This is a genomic window from Sphingomonas phyllosphaerae (genome assembly GCF_029623345.1).
Lineage (GTDB): Bacteria > Pseudomonadota > Alphaproteobacteria > Sphingomonadales > Sphingomonadaceae > Sphingomonas > Sphingomonas phyllosphaerae_C.
Window position 1 is genome coordinate 242,827 of sequence record NZ_JAPYKH010000003.1, and the last position, 25,064, is coordinate 267,890.

Annotated in this window: 24 protein-coding genes and 1 tRNA gene; 16 read left to right on the top strand and 9 right to left on the bottom strand. The window is 70.1% G+C overall.

Annotation, left to right across the window (positions count from 1 at the left end; genetic code table 11):
- The first annotated feature begins 20 nt into the window (after window positions 1-20).
- Window positions 21-2,879 (top strand): TonB-dependent receptor domain-containing protein, encoded by a 2,859-nt coding sequence (locus QBJ89_RS04705; RefSeq protein WP_277979375.1) that lies wholly within the window; start codon window positions 21-23, stop codon window positions 2,877-2,879.
- Window positions 2,880-2,919: 40 nt separating this feature from the next.
- On the opposite strand, the gene QBJ89_RS04710 is transcribed toward QBJ89_RS04705, so the two are convergent.
- A complete protein-coding gene (locus tag QBJ89_RS04710; RefSeq protein WP_277979376.1) occupies window positions 2,920-3,546 on the bottom strand; it encodes a prolyl hydroxylase family protein in 627 nt (208 codons plus the stop codon).
- Window positions 3,547-3,660: 114 nt separating this feature from the next.
- Between QBJ89_RS04710 and QBJ89_RS04715 the strand changes: the two genes are divergently transcribed.
- The 14 genes from QBJ89_RS04715 (at window position 3,661) to QBJ89_RS04780 (ending at window position 16,398) form a co-directional block, all read left to right on the top strand.
- Window positions 3,661-4,509, top strand: a complete 849-nt coding sequence (locus tag QBJ89_RS04715) for a type II secretion system protein N (protein WP_277979377.1) — start codon at window positions 3,661-3,663, stop codon at window positions 4,507-4,509.
- Window positions 4,509-6,716 (top strand): type II secretion system secretin GspD, encoded by a 2,208-nt coding sequence (gspD, locus tag QBJ89_RS04720; protein WP_277979378.1) that lies wholly within the window; start codon window positions 4,509-4,511, stop codon window positions 6,714-6,716. The genes QBJ89_RS04715 and gspD overlap by 1 nt, the downstream gene beginning before the upstream one ends.
- Before the next feature lie 41 nt (window positions 6,717-6,757).
- The gene (locus tag QBJ89_RS04725) at window positions 6,758-8,299 is read left to right on the top strand and encodes a GspE/PulE family protein (protein WP_277979435.1); all 1,542 of its coding nucleotides are present in this window, start codon (window positions 6,758-6,760) and stop codon (window positions 8,297-8,299) included.
- A gap of 188 nt (window positions 8,300-8,487) precedes the next feature.
- Window positions 8,488-9,711: a type II secretion system inner membrane protein GspF gene (gspF, locus tag QBJ89_RS04730; protein WP_277979379.1), complete on the top strand. Its 1,224-nt coding sequence runs from the start codon at window positions 8,488-8,490 to the stop codon at window positions 9,709-9,711.
- A gap of 8 nt (window positions 9,712-9,719) precedes the next feature.
- Window positions 9,720-10,160 (top strand): type II secretion system major pseudopilin GspG, encoded by a 441-nt coding sequence (gspG, locus tag QBJ89_RS04735; protein WP_277979380.1) that lies wholly within the window; start codon window positions 9,720-9,722, stop codon window positions 10,158-10,160.
- 268 nt (window positions 10,161-10,428) lie between these two features.
- Window positions 10,429-10,827: a GspH/FimT family pseudopilin gene (locus QBJ89_RS04740; protein WP_277979381.1), complete on the top strand. Its 399-nt coding sequence runs from the start codon at window positions 10,429-10,431 to the stop codon at window positions 10,825-10,827.
- Window positions 10,814-11,203 (top strand): type II secretion system minor pseudopilin GspI, encoded by a 390-nt coding sequence (gene gspI / locus QBJ89_RS04745; RefSeq protein WP_277979382.1) that lies wholly within the window; start codon window positions 10,814-10,816, stop codon window positions 11,201-11,203. The genes QBJ89_RS04740 and gspI overlap by 14 nt, the downstream gene beginning before the upstream one ends.
- Window positions 11,200-11,904: a type II secretion system minor pseudopilin GspJ gene (gene gspJ, locus QBJ89_RS04750; RefSeq protein ID WP_277979383.1), complete on the top strand. Its 705-nt coding sequence runs from the start codon at window positions 11,200-11,202 to the stop codon at window positions 11,902-11,904. Before gspI ends, gspJ begins: the two co-directional genes overlap by 4 nt.
- A complete protein-coding gene (gspK, locus tag QBJ89_RS04755; protein WP_277979384.1) occupies window positions 11,891-12,853 on the top strand; it encodes a type II secretion system minor pseudopilin GspK in 963 nt (320 codons plus the stop codon). Before gspJ ends, gspK begins: the two co-directional genes overlap by 14 nt.
- The gene (gene gspL / locus QBJ89_RS04760) at window positions 12,850-13,935 is read left to right on the top strand and encodes a type II secretion system protein GspL (protein ID WP_277979385.1); all 1,086 of its coding nucleotides are present in this window, start codon (window positions 12,850-12,852) and stop codon (window positions 13,933-13,935) included. The genes gspK and gspL overlap by 4 nt, the downstream gene beginning before the upstream one ends.
- Window positions 13,932-14,408, top strand: coding sequence for a type II secretion system protein GspM (gene gspM / locus QBJ89_RS04765; protein WP_277979386.1), 477 nt, complete (start codon window positions 13,932-13,934; stop codon window positions 14,406-14,408). The genes gspL and gspM overlap by 4 nt, the downstream gene beginning before the upstream one ends.
- Window positions 14,408-15,127 carry a type II secretion system protein N gene (gene gspN / locus QBJ89_RS04770; protein ID WP_277979387.1) on the top strand — a complete coding sequence of 240 codons (720 nt, stop codon included), beginning with the start codon at window positions 14,408-14,410 and terminating at the stop codon, window positions 15,125-15,127. Before gspM ends, gspN begins: the two co-directional genes overlap by 1 nt.
- A 48-nt stretch (window positions 15,128-15,175) precedes the next feature.
- Window positions 15,176-15,252 (top strand) — tRNA-His (locus QBJ89_RS04775).
- A 93-nt stretch (window positions 15,253-15,345) separates the two neighbouring features.
- Complete coding sequence (locus tag QBJ89_RS04780; protein ID WP_277979388.1) at window positions 15,346-16,398, top strand: Glu/Leu/Phe/Val dehydrogenase family protein; 1,053 nt, start codon at window positions 15,346-15,348, stop codon at window positions 16,396-16,398.
- Window positions 16,399-16,654: 256 nt separating this feature from the next.
- On the opposite strand, the gene eda is transcribed toward QBJ89_RS04780, so the two are convergent.
- The 8 genes from eda to QBJ89_RS04820 all read right to left on the bottom strand — a co-directional run bounded on the left by eda (window position 16,655) and on the right by QBJ89_RS04820 (window position 24,362).
- Complete coding sequence (gene eda, locus QBJ89_RS04785; RefSeq protein ID WP_223010177.1) at window positions 16,655-17,260, bottom strand: bifunctional 4-hydroxy-2-oxoglutarate aldolase/2-dehydro-3-deoxy-phosphogluconate aldolase; 606 nt, start codon at window positions 17,258-17,260, stop codon at window positions 16,655-16,657.
- 4 nt (window positions 17,261-17,264) lie between these two features.
- Window positions 17,265-18,230, bottom strand: a complete 966-nt coding sequence (glk, locus tag QBJ89_RS04790; protein WP_277979389.1) for a glucokinase — start codon at window positions 18,228-18,230, stop codon at window positions 17,265-17,267.
- 101 nt (window positions 18,231-18,331) lie between these two features.
- Window positions 18,332-20,146, bottom strand: a complete 1,815-nt coding sequence (edd, locus tag QBJ89_RS04795; protein ID WP_277979390.1) for a phosphogluconate dehydratase — start codon at window positions 20,144-20,146, stop codon at window positions 18,332-18,334.
- Window positions 20,147-20,252: 106 nt separating this feature from the next.
- Complete coding sequence (pgl, locus tag QBJ89_RS04800; RefSeq protein WP_277979391.1) at window positions 20,253-20,957, bottom strand: 6-phosphogluconolactonase; 705 nt, start codon at window positions 20,955-20,957, stop codon at window positions 20,253-20,255.
- 351 nt (window positions 20,958-21,308) lie between these two features.
- The gene (gene zwf, locus QBJ89_RS04805; RefSeq protein WP_277979392.1) at window positions 21,309-22,772 is read right to left on the bottom strand and encodes a glucose-6-phosphate dehydrogenase; all 1,464 of its coding nucleotides are present in this window, start codon (window positions 22,770-22,772) and stop codon (window positions 21,309-21,311) included.
- A 21-nt stretch (window positions 22,773-22,793) separates the two neighbouring features.
- A complete protein-coding gene (gene argC / locus QBJ89_RS04810; RefSeq protein ID WP_277979393.1) occupies window positions 22,794-23,723 on the bottom strand; it encodes an N-acetyl-gamma-glutamyl-phosphate reductase in 930 nt (309 codons plus the stop codon).
- On the bottom strand, window positions 23,720-24,082 hold the full coding sequence (locus QBJ89_RS04815) for an SH3 domain-containing protein (protein WP_277979394.1): 363 nt from the start codon (window positions 24,080-24,082) through the stop codon (window positions 23,720-23,722). Before QBJ89_RS04815 ends, argC begins: the two co-directional genes overlap by 4 nt.
- Window positions 24,027-24,362, bottom strand: coding sequence for a MarR family transcriptional regulator (locus tag QBJ89_RS04820; RefSeq protein WP_132908177.1), 336 nt, complete (start codon window positions 24,360-24,362; stop codon window positions 24,027-24,029). The genes QBJ89_RS04815 and QBJ89_RS04820 overlap by 56 nt, the downstream gene beginning before the upstream one ends.
- 264 nt (window positions 24,363-24,626) lie before the next feature.
- Between QBJ89_RS04820 and secG the strand changes: the two genes are divergently transcribed.
- Window positions 24,627-25,022, top strand: a complete 396-nt coding sequence (gene secG / locus QBJ89_RS04825) for a preprotein translocase subunit SecG (protein WP_277979395.1) — start codon at window positions 24,627-24,629, stop codon at window positions 25,020-25,022.
- Window positions 25,023-25,064: the final 42 nt, after the last annotated feature.

A 25,064-nucleotide genomic window follows, 5' to 3' on the forward strand; every position in this document is an offset into this window, starting at 1 on the left:
AAAGACTGGAACCTTCCGCCATGCGCCAGCGCACCTATGCCTCGCTCCTTCTCCTGACGACCACCTTGGTCGCCCCCGCGGCGCTGGCGCAGGTCGCGCCGCAGACCGGCGCGCCGACCACGTCGTCGCCCGCCGGCCCACCGCCGACGAGCACGACCACCAATCCCGACGCCGCCCCGACGACGCAGGATCAGGCGACCGCTACCGCGACGCCCGGCGCCGAGCAGAGCACCGACACCGCAGCCGACGAGCCCCAGGCCGAGGTCTCCGCGCCGGGCCTCGACGCCAGCGGCGGCGGCGACATCGTCGTCGTCGGGCGCAACATTCCCAACACGATCCGCGCCACCGCGCAGGTCGTCAGCGTCCTCTCCAGCGCCGACATCGCCCGCACCGGCGAGGGCGATATCGCCGGTGCGCTAACGCGCGTCACCGGCCTGTCGGTGGTCGGCAACGGCTATGTCTTCGTTCGCGGCCTGGGCGACCGCTACTCCTCGGCCCTGCTCAACGGCTCGCCGCTGCCCAGCCCCGAGCCGCTGCGCCGCACCGTTCCGCTCGACATCTTCCCGACCACGGTGGTCGGCTCGGCGTTGGTGCAGAAGACCTATTCCGCCAATTACCCCGGCGAGTTCGGCGGCGGCGTCATCAATCTGACGACCAAGGCCATCCCCGACGAAAACTTCTTCACCGTCGGCGCCTCGGGCGGGATCGACACCGAGTCGACCGGAAAGCTCGGTTATACTTATTTCGGCTCCAAGACCGACTGGCTCGGCTATGACGGCGGCGAGCGCAACGTCCCCGACTTCATCAAGCAGGCGCCCACCGGCAACGGCGTGATCCCGAGCGCGCAGGTGCTTCAGCTCTCCAACGCTCGGACCACGTTGCTCCAGCGCACCACCGATACGCCCGCCAATTACTCCGGCAGCATGGACCTGGGCGTCACCGGCGATATCGGCGCGACCCGCGTCGGGCTGATCGGCAGCCTCGGTGTGTCGAACACCTGGCGCACGCGCGACGCGACGCAGCAGGACACGGTCAGCGTCGACGGCACGCTGCGCAACGACTTCCACACCGTGATCACCGACAATCGCGCGGTCGTGAACGGCCTGCTCGGTCTCGGCGCCGAGTTCGGTGAGAACAAGGTGCGCTGGACCAATGTCTACATCCACGACACGCTCAAGCAGGGCCGCGCCTCGGGCGCGACCGTGTACAACAACTCGAGCGGCAACCCGCTGTTCCAGCAGAACACCAACTGGTTCGAGCGCAAGCTGATCGAGACTCAGCTGGTGGGCGAGTTCAAGCCGGTCACCGATCTGTCGATCGATGTGCGTGGCGCCTATGCTAACACGAAGCGCAACTCGCCCTATGAGCGCCAATTCATCTATCTCTGCAACACCAGCCTGACCGACCAGACCGGCGACGTACCGGTCAGCGACCGTGGGCTCAACTGCCCGGGCGCGTGGCAGGCGACCAACGCGTTCGACCGCTTCGCCACGGTGGTGTTCAGCGAGCTCAACGAGAATCTCTACTCGGGCCAAGCCGACGTCGCCTACAAGATCCCGGGCGAGCGCCCGATGACGGTGTCGGCGGGTTATTACTTCTCGCAGAACGACCGCACCTCGACGCGGCTGCCGTTCGTCTATCAGACCGCAACCGGCGGCGCGATCCCGTTCCCGTGCAATCTGCTGCGCCCAGACTATCTGCTCTCGCCCGACGTGGTGAACGGCTGCCCGACGCCGATCTCGGGCAACCCGGCGGACACGGCAGTGCAGCTGCGCTTCGACGCGGGGCAGAACGGTTCGTATGAATATGACGCGCTGCTGCGCGTCCACGCCGGCTACGCCCAGGTCGAGGCGGAGGCGCTCGACGGGCTGCGCGCGATCATCGGCGTCCGCTACGAGACCGCGACGCAGCGCGTCACCCCGATCAACGCCACCTCGACCCGGCTGAAGAACGACTATTTCCTGCCGGCGGCGACGCTCACCTGGAACTTTGCCAGCAACCAGCAGCTGCGCCTCGCGGCCTCCAAGACGATCGCGCGGCCGCAGTTCCGCGAGCTGGCGCCGCAAGCGTTCCGCGACTTCGAGTCGGACCGCCTGTTCTTCGGAAACCCGCGGCTCAAGGACTCGGAATTGTACAATCTCGAGGCGCGCTACGAGTGGTTCTTCGCGCGCGACCAGCGGATCACGTTGGCCGGCTTCTACAAGCGGATCGACAATCCGATCGAGCAGGTCGGCTTCTTTCCGACGCCCGACGCGCGGCTCCAGACCGGCTTCACCAACCTGCCCACGGCTAAGCTGTACGGCGCCGAGGTCGAGGCGCAGAAGTACGTCCCGCTAGACTTCCTCTCGGCGGGCATGGCGGGCAAGCGCGCGGTGCTGATCGCCAATTATACCTGGACCCACTCGGCAATCACCGCCGACGGCAGTTGCGTGCCCGGCGTGCTCGAGGGAACGACGCTGGGCGGCTGCCAGGCCAACTTCGCGCCGGCGCGTGCGCTATTCCGCGACGGCGCGCCACTCACCGGCCAGTCGGACCATCTCGTCAACCTGCAGCTCGGCTATGAGGACACCGAGAACGGCACCCAGGCGACCTTGTTGTTCAACTATGCCAGCGAGCGCGTCACCAATCGCGGCCCGTCCTTGCTCGACGGATCGGGCTTCCAGCCCGATATCATCGAGAAGCCTGGCATCCGGGTGGATTTTGTGATGCGCCAGCAGGTGCAGCTGGTCGGGCAGAAGGTCGAGATCAAGGCCGAGGCGCGCAATCTAACGGGAACGCGTTACCAGGAGTTCCAGACCTTCGACGGCGGCAATCGGGTCGATATCAACCGCTACCGGCTGGGTCGGCTGTTCACGCTCGGCGCCAGCGTGAGCTTCTGATCGGTCGTGGCGGCCAGCGGAAACAAATGCCGGTCGCCCGTTAGATCCAGGGCCGCTCGCGAAACCATTTGGTGATGACGTATTTGACCCCGGCGCGCACCTTCATGCCGTGGTGGAGCGTGGCGGGGTTGGGGGTGTCGTCGGCACGGCGGTTGTTCCAGCAGACCAGTTTACCCGGCTCGGGCTGGATCGTCTTGTCGATGGCCTTGAACCGCGTGGCGCCGCCCGCCTCGGGAGCGTTAAGATAGACCATCATCGTCCAGGTGCGATTGCCCGCGACGCTGCAGAAGCGCGCGAAATCGGTACCGGTCGGCTCGAAATAATCGGTGTGCGCCTTGAACTCCTGTCCGACCGCGTAGCGCTGCCCCTGTAGCGGCTCGCCGTGGCGTGGATCGAGGCCGGCGAAGGCGGCCAGCCGTCGGTTGACCGCGGCGACGAGCGGGTCATCGTCGCGCAGGTCGCAGGTCTCGCTGGTGCGGAAGGCGTTGTCGCCGTTCGGGTCCGCGATGGTGGAGGGTCGCCGATCTGTGTCAATCAGAGCGGTCAGTGCGGCACACTCGTCGGGACTTAGAAAGTCTCGCCGAATGAACAAGGTCAGCTTGGGGGACGGGACACGCTGGATCAGCGGCTGCGCACTCAATCGCGCAATTACGGGGTCGGTCGCCATGCGTCTGCTATATCCCACCTGAGGCAAGTCGAACCAGCCACAGAAATATTACACAAGCCGCCGACGCCGATGTAACAGGGTTATCGTGGTGGCGCAGGGAGTTCAGCCGAGCGCATGCGTTTAAAGTTCGACGCCCGGGCACGGGCGATCCTGCGGCGGTTGCCGGTGGTGAACGCTTACTCGGTCGTCGAGCTGCTGCTGCTCGCCGGGCTCGCCGTGCAATGCGCCCGGCTGATGTGGGTGATCGTGACTCCGGTGTCGCCGCTCGGCGCCTGGGTGCCTGCCGGCCCGACGATCCCGGTCGATCCCGCCGGCGTGCTCGGCCGCGTCGATCCCTTCTACCGGGTCAGCGGCGCGCAGGCGCAGGGACCAGCGGTGGTCACTTCGCTTCAGCTGACACTGTTCGGCACGCGGATGGACGACGCGCAGGCGCGCGGCGCCGCGATCCTGGCGGGGCCGGATGGATTGCAACGCAGCGTCAGCGTCGGCGAGGAGGTCGTGCCCGGTGTGGTGCTGCGCGGGGTCGCCTTCGACCACGTCACGCTAGAGCGCGGCGGCGCGCGCGAAGACCTGTTCCTCGATCAGTCGACCAAGCCGAGCGCCGAGGTGCCGCCACCCGGCGCCGCCCCCGCCGCGATGCCCGGCCCGGACCCGCGCGTGGCGCGCGACTCCGACGCGGGCGGCGGCGCCATGTCGCCCGACCGGCTGCGCACCGACATCACCGCCATCCCGCAGATCGAGGGCGGCCGCGTGATCGGGCTCACCGTGCGCGGGCAGGGCGGCAACGCCTTCCGTGCCTCGGGGCTGCGCGACGGCGATGTTGTCACGCAAGTGGCGGGGCGTCCGGTCTCTGGCCCGGCCGACCTCGACCAGTTCACACGCGAGCGCGCCCCGGGCGGCTCGGTCCCCGTCACCGTCCAGCGCAACGGCCAGACGGTCGCGCTCGCCATTCCGGTAAAATGATGAAGCGTCCTCACGTTCTCCTCGCCCCTCTCGCGATCGCCGCCGCGGCGCAGCCCGCGCTCGCGCAGACCACGCTCAACGTGCGCGACGCTGACATCCGCGCCTTCATCGCCGACGCCGCGAAGGTGACCGGGCGCACCTTCATCATCGACAATCGCGTCCAGGGGAAGGTGACCGTGGTCACCGACCGGCCACTGTCGCGCTCCGAATATCTGGAAGTGTTCCTTTCGACGCTGCGCGCCAATGGCCTGGTCGCGGTACCGAGCGCCAACGGCGCTTTCCGCGTCCAGCCGATCGACAATGCGGCGAGCCAGCCGGGACAAGTCGGCGTCGCGGGCGCGCCGCGCAACCAGCTCGTAACCGAGATTATCCGGCTGCGCTCGGTCGACGCCGCGCAGGCAGTCGACACCGTTCGCCCGTTGGTCAGCGCGCAAGGGTCGGTGACCGCCAATCGCGGCGGCAACAGCCTGGTGGTTGTCGACTTCGCAGACAATGTCCGCCGCGTGCGCGAGGTCGTGCGGCGGATCGATTCAGACACGTCGGCGACGCGCATCATCCCGCTCAAAAACGCGCGGGCGAGCGAGGTCGCGACCGCTCTGCAGGGATTGATCGGCGGAAGCGGCGGCGCCGCGTCTCCCGGCGGGGGCGCTTCGGCGGTGGCGATCGAGAGTTCCAACGCGGTGGCGCTGCGCGGCGACCCGCAGACCGTCGCACGGCTGGCGGCCCTGGCGCGCGAACTTGACCAGAGCGCGCGCAACGCCACCGAGATCCGCGTCGTCTTCCTCGAGAATGCCGACGCCAACCAGCTGCTGCCGGTGCTCCAGCAGCTCGTCGGCCAGGCGCCCGACGCGATCGAGGAGCAAGCGCTCACCCGCTCCGGGCTCAGCAGCTCGAGCACCGGCTCGACCGGCGTGGGCGCGACGCCGCAGCCCGCGACGCGCTCGCGCCCGACCCAGTCGACGACGCAGCAGTCGGGCAGCCAGCCGCAGCAGGCCGCGATCACCGGCCAGGGCAATCGTACCGCGGCGGTGGTGACCCGCTACGCCGGCGCCAACGCGATCGTGATCGCGGCGCCCGCCGACATCCAGCGCCAGCTCGCCGACGTGGTGAAGCAGCTCGACCAGCGCCGCCAGCAGGTGCTGGTCGAGGCGATCGTCGCCGAAGTGTCGGACTCGACCGTCAACCAGCTCGGCGCGCAGTTCATCCTCGGCAACCTCGACGGCGGCGCCTTCGCGGCGTCGACCTTCAGCAACTCCGCGCCCAACATCCTCCAGATCGCCGGCGCGATCGGCGCGCGTGAGCTGGCGAGCTCGACCACCACCACGATCGCCAACGGCGTTACCACCACCGTAACCAACAATACGCCCTCGGACACGCTGACCCAGTCGGCAATCCAGTCGATCATCGGCTCGTCGGGCGGGTTCGGCGGTTTCGGCGGGCAGATCGGCAGCACCATCTTCGGTGCGATCATCAACGCGGTGAAGCGGGACAATACGTCGAACCTGCTCCAGGTGCCGCAGATCATGACGATCGACAACCAGGAGGCGCACACCCTCGTCGGCCAGGAGATCCCGATCACCACCGGCGAGGCGCTGTCGAACAATTTCGACAACGCTTTCCGCACCACGCAGCGGCAGAATGTCGGCATTGGACTGGACGTGCGGCCGCAGGTGAACTCATCGGGCACGATCAAGATGAACCTCCATCTCGAGGTCAGTTCGATCGCGGGGCCGGTGTCGAGCAACAACTCCGACCTGATCCTCAACAAGCGTGAGGTCGAAACGGTGCTGACCGTCGACGACGGCGCGATCGGCGTGATCGGCGGGCTGCTCTCCGACGAGGAGCGCCGCACAATCGAGAAGATCCCGCTGCTTGGTGACATCCCGGTGCTGGGGAATCTCTTCAAGTCGCGCGCCAAAACTCGGTCTAAGACCAACCTGATGATTTTCATCCGCCCGACCGTGATCCGCAGTGCGGCCGACAACCGCCGCGTCACCGAGCAGCGCTACGGTTATCTCCGCCTCCAGCAGGCGGCGCAGGAACCCCTGTCCGAGCCCTCAATCGACACCTTGGTGCGGGATTATATGGGCGCCGCGCCGCCGCTGCCGCCGGCGGGCCAACCCGGCAGCATCGAGGACCCGCGCGTGGCGGTGCCGGTCTATCGCAACTCCACCACCGTCATCCCCGGAGGAGATAGGCGCAAGTGATCGTGCGCACCGGAGCCGAGATCGACGCCGTCGCCGCGCCGCTGCCGCCGCCCGGTGATGGGGTGACGGTGCCGCCCGCGGTGCTGCCGCCGGCGGCTTTGCCTTACTCCTTCGCGCGCAAGTTCGGCGTCGTGCTCGATCAGGGCGGAACGGTCGGGACGCCCAAAGTGGCGCTGCGCGAGGGCGCCGATCCGCGCGCGCTGATCGAGGTGCGGCGCGTGCTCGGCCGGGCCTTCGACGTGACGGTGGTGCCGGTCGCCGCGTTCGACCGGCTGCTCAGCGACAATTACGCGATGGACGGCCAGGCCACCGCCGCGGCCGCGGTCGGCATGGGCGACGAGCTCGACCTGCTCGCCGAGGGACTGCCTACCGCGGAGGACCTGCTTGACACCGCCGACGACGCACCCGCCATCCGGCTGATCAACGGCATCATCGCCGACGCCGCGCGCAACGGCGTGTCGGACATCCATATCGAGCCGTACGAGACCGGGCTGGTGGTGCGGATGCGGATCGACGGCGTGCTGCGCGAGACGCTGCGCATGCCGCCGCACGTCGCCCCGGTGGTGGTGAGCCGCATCAAGGTGATGGCGCGGCTCGACATCGCCGAGCGGCGCGTCCCGCAGGACGGTCGCATGGGGCTGACGCTGGGCGGCAAGTTGCTCGACGTTCGGGTCTCCACGCTGCCCAGCCGCGCCGGCGAGCGCGTGGTGCTGCGTATCCTCGACAAGGAGAATGCAGGCATTGACCTCGACGCGCTCGGCATGACGCCGCCGATGTACGCGCTGCTGCGCGAGATCATCGCCGAGCCCAACGGCATCGTGCTCGTCACCGGCCCCACCGGCAGCGGCAAGACGACGACGCTGTACGGCGCGCTGCGCCTGCTCAACGACGGCAGCCGCAATATTCTGACGGTCGAGGACCCGGTCGAATATGCGGTCGAGGGCGTCGGGCAGACGCAGGTCAACAGCAAGGTCGGGCTCACCTTCGCCGCCGGGCTGCGCGCGATCCTGCGCCAGGACCCCGACGTGGTGATGGTCGGCGAGATCCGCGACCGCGAGACCGCCGAGATCGCGGTCCAGGCCTCGCTCACCGGGCATCTCGTGCTCTCCACCGTCCACACCAACGACGCGGTCGGCGCGATCACGCGCATGCGCGACATGAAGGTCGAACCCTTCCTGCTCGCCTCGACCTTGCGCGCGGTGATCGCGCAGCGGCTGGTGCGGCGGCTGTGCACCAACTGCCGCCACGCGGTGCGCGCGAGCGAGACGGTGGCGCCGCTGCTCGGGGTCGACCCGGGCGCAACCGTGTACGAGGCGGTCGGCTGCGAGCAGTGCAACCGCACCGGCTTCCGCGGCCGCATCGGCGTGTTCGAGGCGGTGCGCGTCGACGCGGTGGTGCGCCGCATGATCAACGACGGCGTCGACGAGGACGCGATTGCGCGCCACGCTTTCGCGCACGGCGACACGCTCGCGATCGCGGCGCGCCGGCTGGTCAAGAACGGCCAGACCACCGCGGAAGAAGCGGTGCGCGTGTCGCGCAGCGAGAACGCCGACGCCGCCGAGGCGGCCATCGCCGATGCGTGATCCGGCCGGCCGTTCTCTCGCACCACCGCCGTCATCCCCGCAGACGCGGGGAACCAGATACGCTGACGTGGCGGTTCTGTCACGAAGGTCCGCGCGTCTGGATCCCCGCCTGCGCGGGGATGGCGGTAGGGGTGGGATGGCTTCCTCATGTTTCGGCGGCTACCGGCTCCGCGCTTCGGCCCGCCCCCGTGGCTGACTTCGACTATCTCGCGATCGACACGCGCGGCAACGAGACGCGCGGGCATGTCGCCGCGGCGGACGTCGCCGCCGCGCGCGCAGCGCTCGACCGCCGTCGCCTCTACGTCGTCCGCATCGAGCCCGGCAGCGCGCCCGCGACGCGCCAGCGCCCGCTCTTCGGGCTCGAGCTCGGCCGGGCCAAGATGTCGGGCAAGCAGCTGACGCTGTTCACGCGCCAGCTCGCCACGCTCAACCGCGTGTCGCCGCTGGAGGAGTCGCTCCGCACCATCACGCGCCAGACCGAGCAGGAGAGCGTGCGCGCAATCGTGCAGACCGTGCACACCGGCGTGGTCGAGGGCCGCCGGCTCGCCGACGCGATGGCACGCGAACCGAAGAGCTTCCCACCCTTGTACCGCGCGATGGTCGCCGCGGGCGAGAGCTCGGGGACGCTGCCCGAAATCATGGAGCGGCTCTCCACCTTGCTCGAGCGCCAGGCGGAGATCCGCGGCAAGCTGCTGACCGCCATGGCTTATCCTAGCGTGCTGTCGGCGGTGGCGTTCAGCGTGGTGATCGCGTTGATGACCTTCGTGGTGCCGCAGGTGGTCGAGCAGTTCGACACTGTCGGCCAGCAGCTGCCGCTGCTTACGCGCATGATCATCGCCTTGTCCGACCTGCTGGTCGGCTGGTGGTGGCTGCTGCTGCTGATCGTGGTCGCGGCTGTCGGCGGCGCGGTGCTGGCGCTCCGACAGCCGCCGATCCGGCTCGCCTTCGACACCTGGCTGCTGCGCGTGCCATTGATCGGGCGGCTGCTGCGCGACCTTCACGCGGCGCGGATCGCACGCACACTCTCGACCATGGTGGCGAGCCGGCTGCCGCTGCTCGAGGGGCTGGCTCTGACCGCGGTAACGATTCACAACCGGCGGCTCAAGGCCGCGTCGGACGAGATCACGGAGTCGATCCGCGGTGGTGGCAGCCTTTCCACCGCGATGCGGCGCACCGGCGTGTTCCCGCCGCTCTTGGTCTATCTCGCCGCCAGCGGCGAGGCGGCGGGGCGGCTGGATGAGATGCTCGAGCGCGCCGCCGACTATCTCGAGCGCGAGTTCGACCGCTTCACCGCCACGGCGCTGTCGCTGCTCGAGCCGCTGATCATCGTCGTGATGGGTGCGATCGTCGCCACGATCGTGCTGTCGATCCTGCTTCCGATCCTCCAGCTCAACACCTTGGCCGGCCAGTGAGACCCTTGATGCACAACGAACAAACCCAGCGCCGCAAGAAGAAGAACGGCTTCACCCTCGTCGAGCTGATGGTGGTGATCGTGATCATCGGCCTGCTCGCCACGATCGTCGCGCTCAACGTGCTGCCCTCGGGCGACACCGCGCGGATCCAGAAGGCAAAGGCCGACATCGCCACGATCGAGCAGGGGTTGGAGCTGTACCGGCTCCAGGTCGGCGGCTATCCGACGACGTCGCAGGGTCTTCAGGCGCTGGTGACGGCGCCAGCCGGTGCCGACGCCGCGCGTTACCAGGCGGGCGGTTACGTCAAGAAGCTGCCCAAGGACCCGTGGGGTCGCGAATATCTCTACGCCTCGCCGGGGCAGCACGGTGCCGCCGACGTGTGGACGCTGGGTGCCGACGGCAAGGACGGCGGCGAGGGGATCGATGCCGATATCGGCTCCTGGCAATAGGCGCGGCCCGGTGCGGGTGGGGCGACGGCAGGCGCGTTGCGTTCGGCGTGCCGTGGCTTCTCGCCCCCTCGAACCACTCTGTCATCCCGAACTTGGTCCGGGATCCACCCATCCGCGCGACGCGAAGTTTCGGCGCCTGCGGCACGGTCGATCCCGGGCCAAGTCCGGGATGACGGTAGAGCAGGAGGCGGTCGCTAGGGCAGGGGCCGCGGGCGCGCACCGCCACGTCCCTGCGCCTGCCTCACGCGGCTTCACCCTGATCGAGCTCATGGTCGTGATCACCGTGATCGGCCTCGCCTCCGCTGCGGCGGTGCTGGCGATGCCCGACACGCGGGGCCGCCTCGCCGATGAGGCAACGCGCTTCGCCGTCCGCGCGCGCAGCGCGCACGATGCGGCGATCATCGAGTCGCGCCCCGTAAGCCTGTGGGTGACCGAGACCGGCTACGGCTTCGATCAGTGGCGCGGCGGGCGCTGGTCGCCGATGGAGCCGCCGCTCGGGGTCGAGCAGTGGCGGCCCGGTACCGCCGCGGCGGGGCTGGTGCGCGAGCGCGTCACCTTCGACACCACCGGACTGGCGGACCGCCCGCTCACGATCACGCTGACGCGCGAGGGCGCGCGCACCGACGTCGTGATCGAGCCCGACGGGCGCGCGCATGTCGCGGGCTGAGCGCGGCTTCACGCTGATCGAGATCATGGTGGCGTTGGCCGTGTTCAGCCTCGCCGCGCTCGCGCTGATCCGGCTGGAGGGGCAGACGATCCGCTCGACCGGCATCCTCTCGGCGACCCTGCTGGCGCAGGCGGTGGCGCGCAACGTTGCGATCGAGGCGGTGACCGACGCCGAGCCGCCGGTGCGCGGGCGCTCCTCCGGCGTGGAGCAGAATGGCGGCCGCGCCTGGACCTGGGTGCGCGAGGTACAGCCGCTCGGCGACGGCGACGTGATGCGGGTCGACGTCAGCGTCAGCGACCGCGGCGGCGCGGTGCTCGGCCGCATGACGATGGTGCGCCCGCCAGCGCCCGCGCTTTCCGTGGATGTGGCGGGATGAGCGCGCGTCGCGACGCCGGATTCACCCTGGTTGAGGTGATGATCGCGCTGATGATCTTTGGCATGATCGCGGCCGCCGGGGTCGCGCTGCTCGCCTTCAGCGTGCGCGCACAGGGTGCCAGCGCGGCCGCGCTCGATGACACCGGCGCGCTGAGCCGGCTCTCCTCGATCCTCACCGCCGACCTTGCCCAGGCACAGGATCGCAACACGCGCGACGTGAACGGCGTGCTGCTGCCCGCCTTCAGCGGCGACGCCGCCGCGACGCCGCTGCTGCGGCTGGTCCGCGCCGGCTGGAGCAATCCCGATCAGGCACCGCGTGCCGAGGTGCAGAAGGTGGAATATCGCCTCGCCGGCGACGGTCTCGAACGAGTCGCCTATCCGGCGCTCGACGGCGCGGCGCCGCTGCCGCCCGCCTTGCTGCTCGACCGTGTGCGCACGGTGCAGCTGCGCTTCCGCTATCGCGGCGCCTGGAGCGACACGTGGCAGGGCAACCCGCGCGCGGCGCTGCCCCAGGCGGTCGAGCTGGTCGTGACCCGCGCCGACTCGCGGTTGTACCGGCTGTTGTTTCTCGTTGGCACCGGCGCGGGGCGGGTGCAGGAGAACGGCAGCGGAGCGCCGGGCGATGCCGTGGGCGGCGGCACGATGTCGCCGGGGGCGGGGGCGCCGGCGCGGATGCCGGGAGGCAGCGATGCGGCACGGTGAGCGCGGCGCGGCGCTGCTGACCGTGCTGCTGCTCGTCGCGGTGATCTCCGTCATGGCGGCGAGCGCGCTCGAGCGGCTGCGGCTGTCGACCCGGCTGGCCGCCAACGCGGTCGCGCTCGACGGCGCGCGCGGCTACGCCTACGCCGCCGAGACGCTGGCGACCACGCGCGTGACCTCGCTGCTGAGCCAGGCGCGCGATCGGGTCGCGCTGACGGGGGGATGGAGCGGGCGGCCGTTCGGGCTGCCGATCGCGGGCGGCTCCGCGACCGCGCGCGTCACCGACGGCGGCAATTGCTTCAACCTCAACAGCCTTGTCCTGCGCGCGCCGGACGGCAGCTACGCCGTCAACATCGAGTCGCTCCAGCAATTGCAGCGGCTCGCGCGGCTGCTGCGTGTGCCCGATGGCGACCGCGTCGCGGCCGCGGCGGCGGACTGGATCGACAGCGACGACAGCCCGCTTCCCGGCGGCGCCGAAGACAACGATTATCGCGGCTATCGCACCGCGGGCGTGCTGATGGCGGACGTAAGCGAGCTGCGCGCAGTCCGCGGCGTTACCGCTGAGGTGTATCGCGCGCTGCGACCCTATGTCTGTACCCTGCCGCTGGCGCAGCGGAACGTCTTTAACGTCAACACCCTGCTGCCCGAGCAGGCGCCGCTGCTGGCGATGCTGGTGGGAGAGTCGCTCAGCGTCGAGGCGGCGCAGGGCGTGCTGCTGCGCCGGCCGCCCGATGGCTGGTCGCAGGTGGGCCAAATGTGGGCGCAGCTGTCGACCCAGAGCGGCGGTGCCTCGCAGACGTCGGCGCAGCAGTCGACCAGCGTGAAGACCGTGTGGTTCGCGCTGCAGGTCGACGTGACGCTCGGTGCCGCCGAGTTGCACGAACGGGGACTGATCGACGCGCGGACCCTTCCCGTCCGGCTCGTGACGCGGCAATGGGGGGATGCGCCATGACTGCTGCCACGCTCCTCTTCCTTCCCGCCGCCGAGGACCAGCCGTGGCGCTGGTGGCGGATCCGCGACGATCGCGTCGAGCGCGAGGGCGAGGGCGTTCCCGCGCGTGACGAGGAGGTGCCGGTGATCGCGGTGGCCCCCGCCGACGCGGTGACGCTCCACTGGGCCGAACTGCCCGCGCGTTCGCCGGCGCAGGCGCTCGCCGCGGCGCGCGTGGTGGTCGGCGACGCCACCGCCGAGCCGGCGGGGGAGCTCCACGTCGCGGTCGGCGGCGAGAAGGGCGGGGAGCGCGCGATCGCGGTGGTGGCGCCGGCGCTGATGCGAGGCTGGCTCGAGGCGCTCGCGCGCGCCGGGATTGATCCGGGCGCGATCATTCCGGCCCCGCTGCTGCTGCCAGCACCGGAGGACGGCTATGTGGCGGCCGACCTGCCGGGACAGCGGGTGGTGCGCGGCCGCACCAGCGGCTGGGCCGACGAGCCGCTGCTCACCGAGCTGATCACCGGGGGCGAGCGCCCCGCGCCACTCGCGCGCGACGCGGTGCGCCACGCCGCGGTCGCCGCGATTGCCGCGCCGGCGATCGACCTGCGCCAGGGTGCGTTCGCTCGGCGGCGTCAGCGCGCGGTCGACTGGGCATTGCTGCGCCGCATCGCGGTGCTGGTCGGTTGCATCCTGCTCGCCACGCTGGCGATCGATCTGGTGCGCATCCTGCGCTATTCCTTCGGCGCCGACGCGATCGAGGCGCGGGCCGACACGGTGGCGCGCCAGGCGCTGCCACGTGGGGCGAACGCGGGCGACCCGGCGCGGCTGCTCGGCGAGCGGCTGATGCGGCTGCGCGGGCCGGGGCAGGGCTTCACCCGCACCGCCGCAGCGGTCTATGCGATCGTCGACGCCGTGCCGGAGAGCGAGATCACCGCGCTTCAGTTCGAGCCCAACGGATCGCTGCACGTGTCGTTGTCGCTCGCCGGCGAGGCGCAGGCCAATACGATCAAGCAGCGGCTCGCCGGCGCGGGCTTCACGGTGGAGTCGAGCGTGTTCCAGCAGGCCAACAACCGGCTCACCGGCGACATGACGGTGCGGCCGTGAACGCGGCGCGCGCCTGGTTCGAGTCGCGCTCGCTGCGCGAGCGGCGGCTGATCGCGGTGATGGCCGTGCTGCTCATCGTCACGCTCGTCTGGGCGGCGGTGATCCTGCCGGTGCGCAACGGCCTCTCGTCGTCGCGCGCGCGCTATACCGACGCGGTGGTGCGGCTGGGCGCGGCGCAGAGCGGGCTCGCGCAAGTGAAGGGGTTGCAGCGTCGTGGCGCCACCGCGCTCGGCGGCTCGCTCGCCGACGTGGTGCGCGCGCGCGCCGATGCGGCAGGCTTGGCGTTGGCCTCGCTCGACGTGGTCGCGCCCGATCAGGTGCGCACCTCGATCACGAGCGCGCGCGCCGGAGCGCTGATGCGCTGGGTCGCCGGACTGGAGCAGGAGGGCATCCTGATCGACTCGCTCAGCGTCACCGGCAGCGGTGCGGGCAGCGTCACTGCGCAGCTCAGCCTGCGCCAGCGAGGCGAGTGATGCGGATCCGTCTCGCCACCGGGCGCCGCGCGCTCTTCATCGCACTGTTCGCGCTAGCGGTGCTGGTCTTCCTGCCGATGCGTCTGGCGCTCGGCTGGGCCGGGCTCGACGCGCAGGGTTTCACCTCGCGGGAGGTGACCGGCAGCCTCTGGTCGGGCCGGCTGGTGGAGGCGCGCTTCGGTGACATCGCGCTGGGCGACCTCGACGCCGGCGTGTCGCCGCTGGCGCTGCTGATCGGGCGCGCGCGCATCGCGCTGGCGGGGGCGAGCGCCGATCCGTCGCGCCAGCTGTCGGGCACGGTCGAGCTGGCGCGCAACCGCGCCGCGATTATCGGCGCGCGCGGGCCGCTGACCCCCGGCAACGCCTTCCGCCCGCTGCCGGTGACCGCGCTCGACCTCGACGACGTCACCGTGCGCTTCGTTGATTCAACCTGCGAGCAGGCCGAGGGGCGCGTGCGCGCGACGCTGTCGGGGCAGTTCCTCGGCCAGCCGCTGCCCGGCGCGATTAGCGGTGCGGCGCGCTGTGACGGAGGCGCGCTGCTGCTGCCGCTGAGCAGCGGCGCGGGCGAGGGCGTCAACCTGCGGCTGTGGCCGGACGGACGCTATCGCGCCGAGCTGACGTTGGTACCGACCGACCCGACCATCGCAGCGCGGCTTGACGCCGGCGGCTTCGTCGCCAACGGCGCCGCTCGCACCTTCGCGGTGGAAGGAAGATTCTGAGCGCCTTGACGAGGGGCCACACGCCCCGCTAGGGGACCGGCCTTCGCGGCGATCGTAGCTCAGTTGGTTAGAGCATCGGTTTGTGGTACCGAGGGTCGCGGGTTCAAGTCCCGTCGGTCGCCCCATTTCCCCCCCTTGTGCATTTCACGCTGGCGCAGACCGCCGGCTACGAATATTGCGCTTCGCGGTAATTATCTGCTGCGCTTGACGGAGGCGTGATGACCTCGCTGTGGGACTATCCCGATTTCGACGCCCATGAGGGGCTTCACCTGTTCGCCGATCCGGCTTCCGGGCTGAAGGCGGTGATCGCGGTCCACTCGACCGCGCTCGGGCCGGCCGCTGGTGGCGTGCGCTTCTGGCATTATGCCGACGATTCGCGCGCGCTGACCGACGCGCTGAGACTGTCACGCGGGATGAGCTACAAGAACGCGATGGCGGGGCTGGCGCTTGGCGGCGGCAAGGGCGTGGTGCTCGCGTCGCGGCCGGGCGAGACGATCAGCGAGGCGCAGCTGCGCGCCTTCGGCCGCGCGGTCGAGTCGCTCGGCGGTCGCTACGTCACCGCCGAGGACGTCGGCATGTCCGAGGCGCGGATGAAGCTGATCGCCGAGGAAACGCGCTACGTCTCCGGCCTGCCCGTGGCGCAGGGCGCAGCGGGCGGCGATCCCGGGCCGTACACCGCGCATGGCGTCTATCTCGGTGTCTGCGCCGCCGCCAAGCGCGGACTGGGCAGCGACGACGTGCGCGGCGTGCGGGTCGCGATTCAGGGGCTCGGCTCGGTCGGTGGTGGACTCGCCAAGCTGCTCGCGCGCGACGGTGCGGTGCTGACGCTCGCCGATGTCGACCAGGCACGCGCCGAGCGGCTCGCGGCCGAGCTGGGCGCGACGGTGGTCGCACCCGAGGCGATCCTCCGCGCCGACGTCGACATCGTCAGCCCCAACGCGCTCGGCGCGATCCTGACGGAACAGTCGATCGCTGCGCTCAGCGCGAAGATCGTGGCGGGCGGTGCCAACAACCAGCTCGCCACTGCGGCGGACGGGCGGCGGCTGCACGAAGCGGGGGTGGTCTACGCGCCGGATTATGTCATCAACGCGGGCGGGATCATCAACGTCGGACTCGAGTATCTCGGCCACGGCGACGAGGCCGAGGTGATGGCGCGGATCGCGCAGATCCCGGGCCGGCTCGACCAGGTGTGGGACGAGGCCGAGGCGACGGGCGACCCGACCGCCGAGGTGGCGGACCGGATCGCGCGGCGGCTGATCGGGCGCGCGTAACCGCGGAGGTGCGCCGTGTTACGTTGAGCGGCGCGCATCAAAGGCGATCTCGTGGGGCGGCAGGGTCGCCATGGCGAACGCAGCCTCTCCGCTCCCGCCACCGCCATTCCAGACTTGGTCCGGGATCCACTGGCCCGCGTACTCACGCGCCGATAGGTACTGGGCACCATGGATCCCGGACCAAGTCGGGATGACGGAAGGCGGAGGCGGGGGCCCTAACTGCGACCAGCGCGCCTCCCGTCAATCCTAGACCGGCCTACCGCGCCAGCCCCGCTGCCGCGCGCGCGCGCGCCTCGATCTCGGGCAGCGTGCCCTCGGTAACCCAGCTGCCGCCAACGCACAGCACCGGATCGAGCGCGAGCCAGTCGGGCGCGCTCGCCTCGGTGATGCCACCCGTCGGGCAGAAGCGGCACTGGTAGAAGGGCGCCGCCAGCGCCTTGAGCGCCTTGATCCCGCCGCTCGTCTCCGCCGGGAAGAACTTGAAATGCGAGAGCCCCATGTCCAGCCCTCGCATGATGTCGCCCGCCGTGGCGATCCCGGGCAGCCAGGGGATGCCGCTCGCCAGGATCGTCTCGCCCAGCTTCTGCGACAGGCCCGGCGAGACGATGAACTCGGCGCCCGCGTCCTTCACCTGCGCCACCTGCTCGGCGGTGACGACGGTGCCCGCGCCGACGATCGCGCCGGGCACTTCCTTCATCGCGCGGATCGCGTCGAGCGCGGCGGGGGTGCGCAGCGTCACCTCGAGCACCTTGAGCCCGCCGGCGACCAGCGCCTCAGCCAGCCCGCGCGCCTGCGCGGCGTCTTTGATCACCAGCACCGGGATCACCGGGCTGGTGCGCATCACGGTCTCGATGTCGCTCATGGTCTCACTGATGCTCCTGCGCGAAAGCCGCCGCGGCGCCGAACAGGCCGGGCTGCGGATGGGTGATAAGCTTGACCGGGATCGCCGCCATCATAGACTGGAACCGGCCCTTGGCGACGAAGCGCTGGTCGAAGCCCGAGCGCAGCAACTTGTCCTTGATCCGCAGCCCCAGCCCGCCCGCGATCACCACGCCTTTGGCGAGGTGCGCCAGCGCGAGGTCGCCCGCAACCGCGCCGAGCGCAAGGCAGAAGCGGTCGAGCGCGGCGAGCGCGATCGAGTCGGTGCCCTCCAGCGCCTCGGTCCAGATCGCCTTGTCGTCGCGGCGGAGTACCGCGCGCCCCTCGAGGTCTGCGAGCGTCTCGTAGATCGCGACGATACCCGGTCCGGCGACGATCCGCTCAACCGAGACGCGGGTGTAGGTCTTGCGCAGCCGCTTGAGGATGGCGTCTTCGATGCCGTCGAGCGGGGCATAGTCCATATGGCCGCCCTCGGTCGGCAGCACCCAGTAGCGGCCCTGCTGCTGCAGCACCTGCGCTACCCCGAGTCCGGTGCCTGGGCCGCAGACGGTGGTGATGCCCTCATCGGGCAGATTGATGTTTGGCCCGCAGATATGCTCGAAGTCGTGCGCTGGCAGCTGCGCCACGGCATGGCCGATCGCGCCGAAATCGTTGATGATCGTCCATTGCTCGGCGCCGAGCCGCTCGGGGATGAGCGAAGGGCGGATCACCCAAGGGTTGTTGGTCAGGCGAATGACGTCGCCCGTGATGGGCGAGGCAACCGCAATCGCCGCCGCAGACGGCAGCGTGCCGCCCTGACGCGCGCGGAATGCCTCATAGGCGGTCTGAAGACTGGCGTGCTCGGCGGTCTTGAGCGTCACCGGCTCGCCGAGCGACAGGACACGGCCCTTGTCCACCTCGGCGATCGCGAAGCGGGCGTGGGTGCCACCGATGTCCACCGATACGATCTGCATGCTCTTCTCCCTCTCCCCGCCGCGCGGGCCGCCGGTCGCCGCGACGCGTGTCGCGGTGCCGCGCTCGCGACCCTCTTCCCGCGGGAGAGGGTCTTCCGCTACTACAATCCGGCGCCCGCCAGTATCGCGCTGGCACCTTTCTCCGCCTCGTCGGCCAGGCCGCGGAACAGGCCGAACAGCTCGCGCCCCATGCCGCTGGCGGGCGGCGGCGCCGCGGCGGGCGTGCGCGCCGCCCACTCGTCCGCGTCGACCAGCGCGGTGAGCGTGCCAGCTTCGGCGTCGACACGGATCAGGTCGCCATCGCGGATCAGTCCGATCGCGCCGCCGCCCAGCGCCTCGGGCGAGCAGTGGATCGCGCACGGCACCTTGCCGCTCGCCCCCGACATGCGCCCGTCGGTGACCAGCGCCACCTTGAAGCCGCGGTTCTGCAACACGCCCAGCGGTGGGGTGAGCTTGTGCAACTCGGGCATGCCGTTGGCGCGCGGTCCCTGGAAGCGGACCACGACGACGACGTCCTGCTCCAATTCACCGTTGCGGAAGGCGGCGAGCACGTCGAGCTGATCGGCGAAGACGCGCGCGGGCGCCTCGATCACCCAGCGCTCGCGTTCGACCGCGGATACCTTGATGCAGGCGCGGCCGATGTTGCCCTGAAGGATGCGCATGCCGCCGTCGGGTGCGAACGGGCGGTCGGCGGGACGCAGGATGCTCTCGTCGCCGCTCGCCGCCACCGGCTCCCACGCCAGCTTCTCGCCCTCGATCACCGGTCGCTCGCCATACGCGGCGAGATCGTCACCCGCGACGGTCATCAGGTCGCGGTGGAGATAGCCTGCGCCGATCAGCTCGCGGATCACGAAGGGCATGCCGCCCGCCGCCTCGAATGCGTTCACGTCGGCCGAGCCGTTGGGATAGACCCGCGCCACCGTCGGCACCGCGGCGGAGAGCCGGTCGAAATCCTCCCAGTCGATCACGATCCCCGCCGCGCGCGCGATCGCGGGCAGGTGGAGCAGATGATTGGTCGAGCCGCCGGTGGCGAGCAGCCCCACCGCGGCGTTGACGATCGCCTTTTCGTCGACGCAGACGCCGAGCGGGCGATAGTCGTCGCCGTGCACCCCGATCGCGGCAAGCCGGTGGACCGCGGCGCGGGTGAGTTCCTGGCGCAGCTTCGTGCCCGGGTTGACGAAGGCGGCGCCTGGCATGTGCAGGCCCATCACCTCCATCATCATCTGATTGGTGTTGGCGGTGCCGTAGAAGGTGCAGGTGCCTTGCGTGTGATAGGCCTGGATCTCGGCGTCGAGCAGTTCGTCGCGTGTGGCTTGGCCCTCGGCGAAGCGCTCGCGTACCGCCGCCTTGGCCTTGTTGGGCAGGCCCGACGGCATCGGGCCGCCGGGGATCAGGATCATCGGCAGGTGACCGAAGCGCAGCGCCCCCATTAACAGGCCGGGCACGATCTTGTCGCAGATGCCGAGCAGCGCCGCGCCCTCGAAGGTGCCGTGGCTCAGCGCGACCGCGGTGCTGAGCGCGATCGTGTCGCGGCTGAACAGCGACAGCTCCATGCCGGCATAGCCCTGGGTCACGCCGTCGCACATCGCGGGTACGCCGCCCGCCACTTGCGCGGTGGCGCCGACCTCGCGCGCCCACACCTTCATCTGCTCGGGATACCGGTAATAGACCGCGTGCGCGGAGAGCATGTCGTTGTAGGCGGTGACGAGGCCGATGTTCATCGCCTCGTGCCGCGTCGTCATCGCCTCGCGGTCCTCGGGCGTGCCGGCATAAGCGTGCGCGAGATTGGCGCAGCCGAGCCGCGGGCGGCCGATCCAGCCGTCACGCTCGCGCTCGATCAGCGAGAGATACGCCTGACGGGTCGGGCGCGAGCGCTCGACGATCCGGTCGGTGACGGCGCTGACGGCTGGATTCATGCTGCTACCTTCGGCTCGGGCGGGTCGTCGCGCGGCGGCGCGGTTGTGCGGCAGGGCCCTGCCGCACTCAAGTCCCGCGAGGTCGGAATACGTATGTGTGGGCGGCTCAGGCGGCCCAGTGGATGTCGACGGGCAGCTCGACGTCGGCGAGCACGCGACCGATCGGATAGGGCGAGCCCGCGCCTTCCTTGATGGCGTCCTCGATCACCTTGCGCTTCGCGTCGCCGGTCACCGCGATCAGCAGCGCGCGCGCGGTGGCGATCGCCTGGCGGCTGAGCGTGACGCGCGCCACCGGCGCCTCGGGCGGCAGCGGATCGGGCATAACGCCGAGCGCGCGGCGCTCCTTCGGCCCGTTGAGCGCCTCGTCATAATCGGGGCCGGGGAAGATGGAGGCGGTGTGGCCGTCGCCGCCGACTCCGAGCACGCAGAGGTCGAGCGGCCAGTGCAGGTCCTGCATCAGCGCGTCGGCGGAGCGGCCCGCGGCCTTATAGTCGTCCGTCGCCTTGGGCACGATCGGCATCACGCGCGCGCCCTTCGGAATGAAGATCTTGCCCAGCGCGGTGACGTTGGAGAGCGGGTCGCCGAGCGGGACGATGCGCTCGTCGCCGGGAATGATCGTCACACGCTTCCAGTCGAGCTTGGCCTGCGCCAGCTTCTCATAGGCGGGCAGGGGGGTCTTGCCGCCCGCCAGCGCGATCACCGCGGAGCCGCGCGCGTCGATCGCGCTCTCGATGACGAACTGGATGTCGCCCGCGACCGCATCGGCCAGCTCGGCCGCGTCGTCATATTCCCACCATTCAATTTCGGTCATGTCTCTCTCCGTCGCGGCGCTCGGGGCCGCGCTGGTCGCCGCGCGGGTACCGCCGGCAGGGTCGGGGCCCTGCTTTCGCAGGAAGTTCGGTCAGGTCAACCGAGCAATGCGATGAGCGCTGAGGTTAGAGCCTAGCAAGCGGCCTCACACGAGGCGCCACCCCGGCGAACGCCGGGGTCCAGTTGGGTAGGTGGTGGCGAGTCTCGGTGGGGCCTTCCCACCTACGCCCCGGCGTCCGCCGGGACGCTAGCCATGTGAGCGAGCCGTGCTCCTGCAAACGCAGGAGCACAGAGCCACGATCGCGCCGCCCGACCACACGGTGTTCCTGCCTGCGCAGGAACACCGAACATCTCAATCGTCGTGCCAGCTCACGCCGTCGCGCTCGGTCAGCGCAATCGCGCCGGCGGGGCCCCAAGTGCCAGCGGCATAATGTTTCGGCTTGGTCTGCGCGGCTGCCCAGCCGGAGCGGATCGCGTCGATCCACTTCCACTGCGCCTCGACCTCGTCGCGGCGGACGAACAAGGTCTGGTCGCCCTCGATCAGGTCGAGCAGCAGCCGCTCATAGGCGATGCGGCGGCGCGAGCCTGCGAACTGCGCGTCGAGGCTCAGATTGAGCGGCACCTCGCGCAGCTTGATCCCCTCGCGATCGAGCCCCGGCTCCTTGGTCATCACCAGCAGCTGGATATATTCCTCGGGCTGGAGGCGGATGATCAGCTTGTTGGGCTGGAGCAGTCCCCCCCGGCCCGAGAACATGGAGTGCGGCACCGGCTTGAACTGGATCGCGATCTCGCTGCGGCGCTTGGCCATGCGCTTGCCGGTGCGCAGGTAGAAGGGCACGCCCTGCCAGCGCCAATTGTCGACGAACGCCTTGATCGCGACGAAGGTCTCGACGTCGCTATCATAGCCGAGCTCGGAATCGTAGCCGCGCACGACCTTGCCGCTGACCGCGCCCTCCTCATACTGGCCGGTGACGGTATAGCCCTGCACCTCCTCCGGCTTCATGTGGCGTAGCGAGCGGAACACCTTGGCCTTCTCGTCGCGGATCGCGGTGCCGTCGTACAGCGCGGGAGGCTCCATCGCGATCAGCGCGACCAGCTGGAGCACGTGGTTGGCGACCATGTCGCGCAGCGCGCCCGCCCCCTCGTAATAACCGGCGCGATCCTCGAGCCCGACCGTCTCGGCGATCGTGATCTGGACGTTGTCGATCCCGGTGGCGTTCCAGATCGGCTCGAACATCGAATTGCCGAAGCGCAGCGCCAGGATGTTCTGCACCGTCTCCTTGCCGAGATAGTGATCGATCCGGAAGATGCGGTCCTCCGGGAAGGCGGAGGCGACGGTGTCGTTGATCTCCCGGCTCGACTCGAGGTCGTAGCCGAGCGGCTTCTCCAGCCCGATCCGCACCGTGTCACCGGCGAGGCCGACGCTCTCGAGTCCCTTCACCGCTGGCTCGAACAAGGACGGCGCGGTGGACAGATAGATGGCAAGGCCACCGGTGACGTCGCCGATCTTGTCGGCGAGCGGCTGGAAGCTGTTCGGGTCCGACAGGTCGGCCGGCTGGAACTGGAGCCGCTGGAGAAAACTGTCGATCGCGCCCGCGTCCTTGCGGTCGGCCGGCAGGAACTCGTCCAGCGCCTTGCGCGTGACGTCGCGGAAGGCGTCGTCGTTGAGGTCGCTGCGGGCCGAGCCGGTGATCGTCAGCCCGGCGGGCAGCAGGCCGTCGGCGTGTAGCCCGTACAGCGAGGGCAGCAGCATTCGCTTGGCGAGGTCGCCGGTCGCACCGAACAGCAGCAGCTTGCCCACCGGATTGCGCTCCATCTGAGTCTCCTGCGTCGCTTTCTAGAGGGTCAAACCGGCGACGGGGTCGAAGCCGGCCATGATATTGAGATTTTGCACCGCCGCGCCCGCGGCGCCTTTGCCGAGATTGTCGAGCGTGGCGATCAGCAGCGCTTGGCCGCTGGCCTGGTTGCCGACGACGCGCAGTGTCATGCGGTCGGTGCCGGCGTCGTCCTCGATCTTCACGACGGTGGCCGCCTCGTGCGCGAAGCGGACCACGCGCTCGCCGTCATAGGCGGCGGCCAGCACCTCGGACAGGTCGGTGAGCGTGGCGGCGCGGGCAAGCTGGCTCAGGTGAACCGGGACCTGCACCACCATGCCGCGATAGGTGCGCGCCACGGCGGGCTGGAAGATCGGCGCAACGGTGAGCCCGGCGTGCCGCGTCATCTCGCCGACATGCTTGTGCGCGAGCGCCAGCGCGTAGGGGCGGAAAGCAGTGGCCACCTCGCCACCCTCGAACTCGGCGATCATCGCCTTGCCGCCGCCCGAATAGCCGGAGGCGGCGTTGACGCTGAGCGGCGTGTCGGCGGCGAGCAGCCCCGCGCGCACCAGGGGGCGCACCAGCGCGAGGAAACCGGTGGGATAGCAGCCCGGATTGGTGACCAGGCGCGCCGCCGCGATCCGGTCCGAGTGATCGGGCTCCAGCTCGGCGAGGCCATAGGTCCAGTCGGGAGCGACTCGATGCGCCGTGGAGGCGTCGATCACGCGGGTGCGATCGTTGGCGATCATCGCCACCGCCTCGCGCGCAGCGTCATCGGGGAGGCAGAGGATCACGACGTCGGCGTCGTTGAGTGCCTGGGCACGCGCCGCGGCGTCCTTGCGGCGCGACTCATCGACCGTCACCAGCGCGACGTCGCCGCGGCTCGCGAGCCGCTCGCGGATCTCCAGCCCCGTGGTGCCCGCGGCGCCGTCGATGAAGACCGATATCGTCACGCGGCGCGCACCGTCGCGGCGTCGACATAGCCGACGAGATTGGCTTCCACCGCAATCCCCCAGGCGACGCCGCCGGTAAGGTCAAGCAAGTCGAACGCCGCGCCCGCGGGCAGCTCTGCCAGCGCCGCAGAGGCAGGATCGCGCGATTCGCGCAACATCGCCGTCGCGGCGAGCGAACGGCGCAGCGGCGCGGCGTAATGCGGCGCGAATACCTGATCGGCGAGGCGCACGTCGGCGATATCGGCGCGCACGGCATGGGTGCGCGGGTCGAGCGTGCGCGACCGCCCCGTCAGCGTGAAGCCGCTACGCGGTGACGTGCTGCTGCCCGACGGCGCGGGCGGGCGGGTGGTCGCCGTCACCGATGAACTGGCCGAACTCCTCAAGAAAATCTGCCCCTTCGGATGTGCGCGCGACGAAGATGTTGCGCTTGTCGCTGTCGTCGCGTTGGCGGCGCAGATAGCCGAGCGCACCCAGTCTGTTCAAGGCGCGCGTCACCACGGGTTTGGAGACGTTGAGTACGCGTGCCAAGCCGCGCACCGTATGCGGCCCCGGCCGCAAGTAAACGACCAGGAGGAGCGCCATCTGGCGATTAGTGAGGTCGGGCTCGCCCGAGCGCACGTAATCGACCAGCGCGTTCATCCACGAACTAAGTTCGGGTTGCGCTAATGTTGCCACGTCCTCGTCCCGCTGCATCGCGCCCGGTCCGTTCCGGGTTTGTGCGAGAATAACGCCCGCTTCCGCGGCTGGTTTCAGCCATGTCACGAATTAGCGAAGCGAAATCGTGCCGTTGCGGGCGCGAGCGGCGCGGTTGATCCGCGCCCGCCGCTCCCCTATGTGCCCGCCATCCGGCGTGCGCGACCTGCTCGCGCCTGCCCCTGGCTGTATCGGACCCGCGTCGCTCCCATGTTCACCTTCCTGCTCGTCGTCCAGGCCATCATCGCGGCTGCCCTCGTCACCGTGATCCTGATGCAGCGCTCGGAAGGCGGCGGCTTGACCTCGTCGGGCAGTCCGTCCGGGCTGATGTCGGCGCGCGGCGCGGCCGACTTCCTCACGCGCGCCACCTCGGTGCTGGCGGGAATTTTCGTGTTGATGAGCATCGTGCTCGCCTTCATCGCGGCGCATCGTGGGGCAGTCTCGGTCGATACCTCGCTGCAGCGGCGCGTGCCTGCGGCGCAGACGCAGCAGCCGGCGCCGACCCAGCCAGACGCCGCTTCGCAGGTCCCGCTCGCGGGTGCGCCGGCGAATGCTGCCGCGCCGGCTCCGGCACCGGCCGACAACGGCGTGCCGCTGGCGCGCTGATCACTCCTACAGCGTCGACTCGTCGCGCGCGGCCTCACCGCG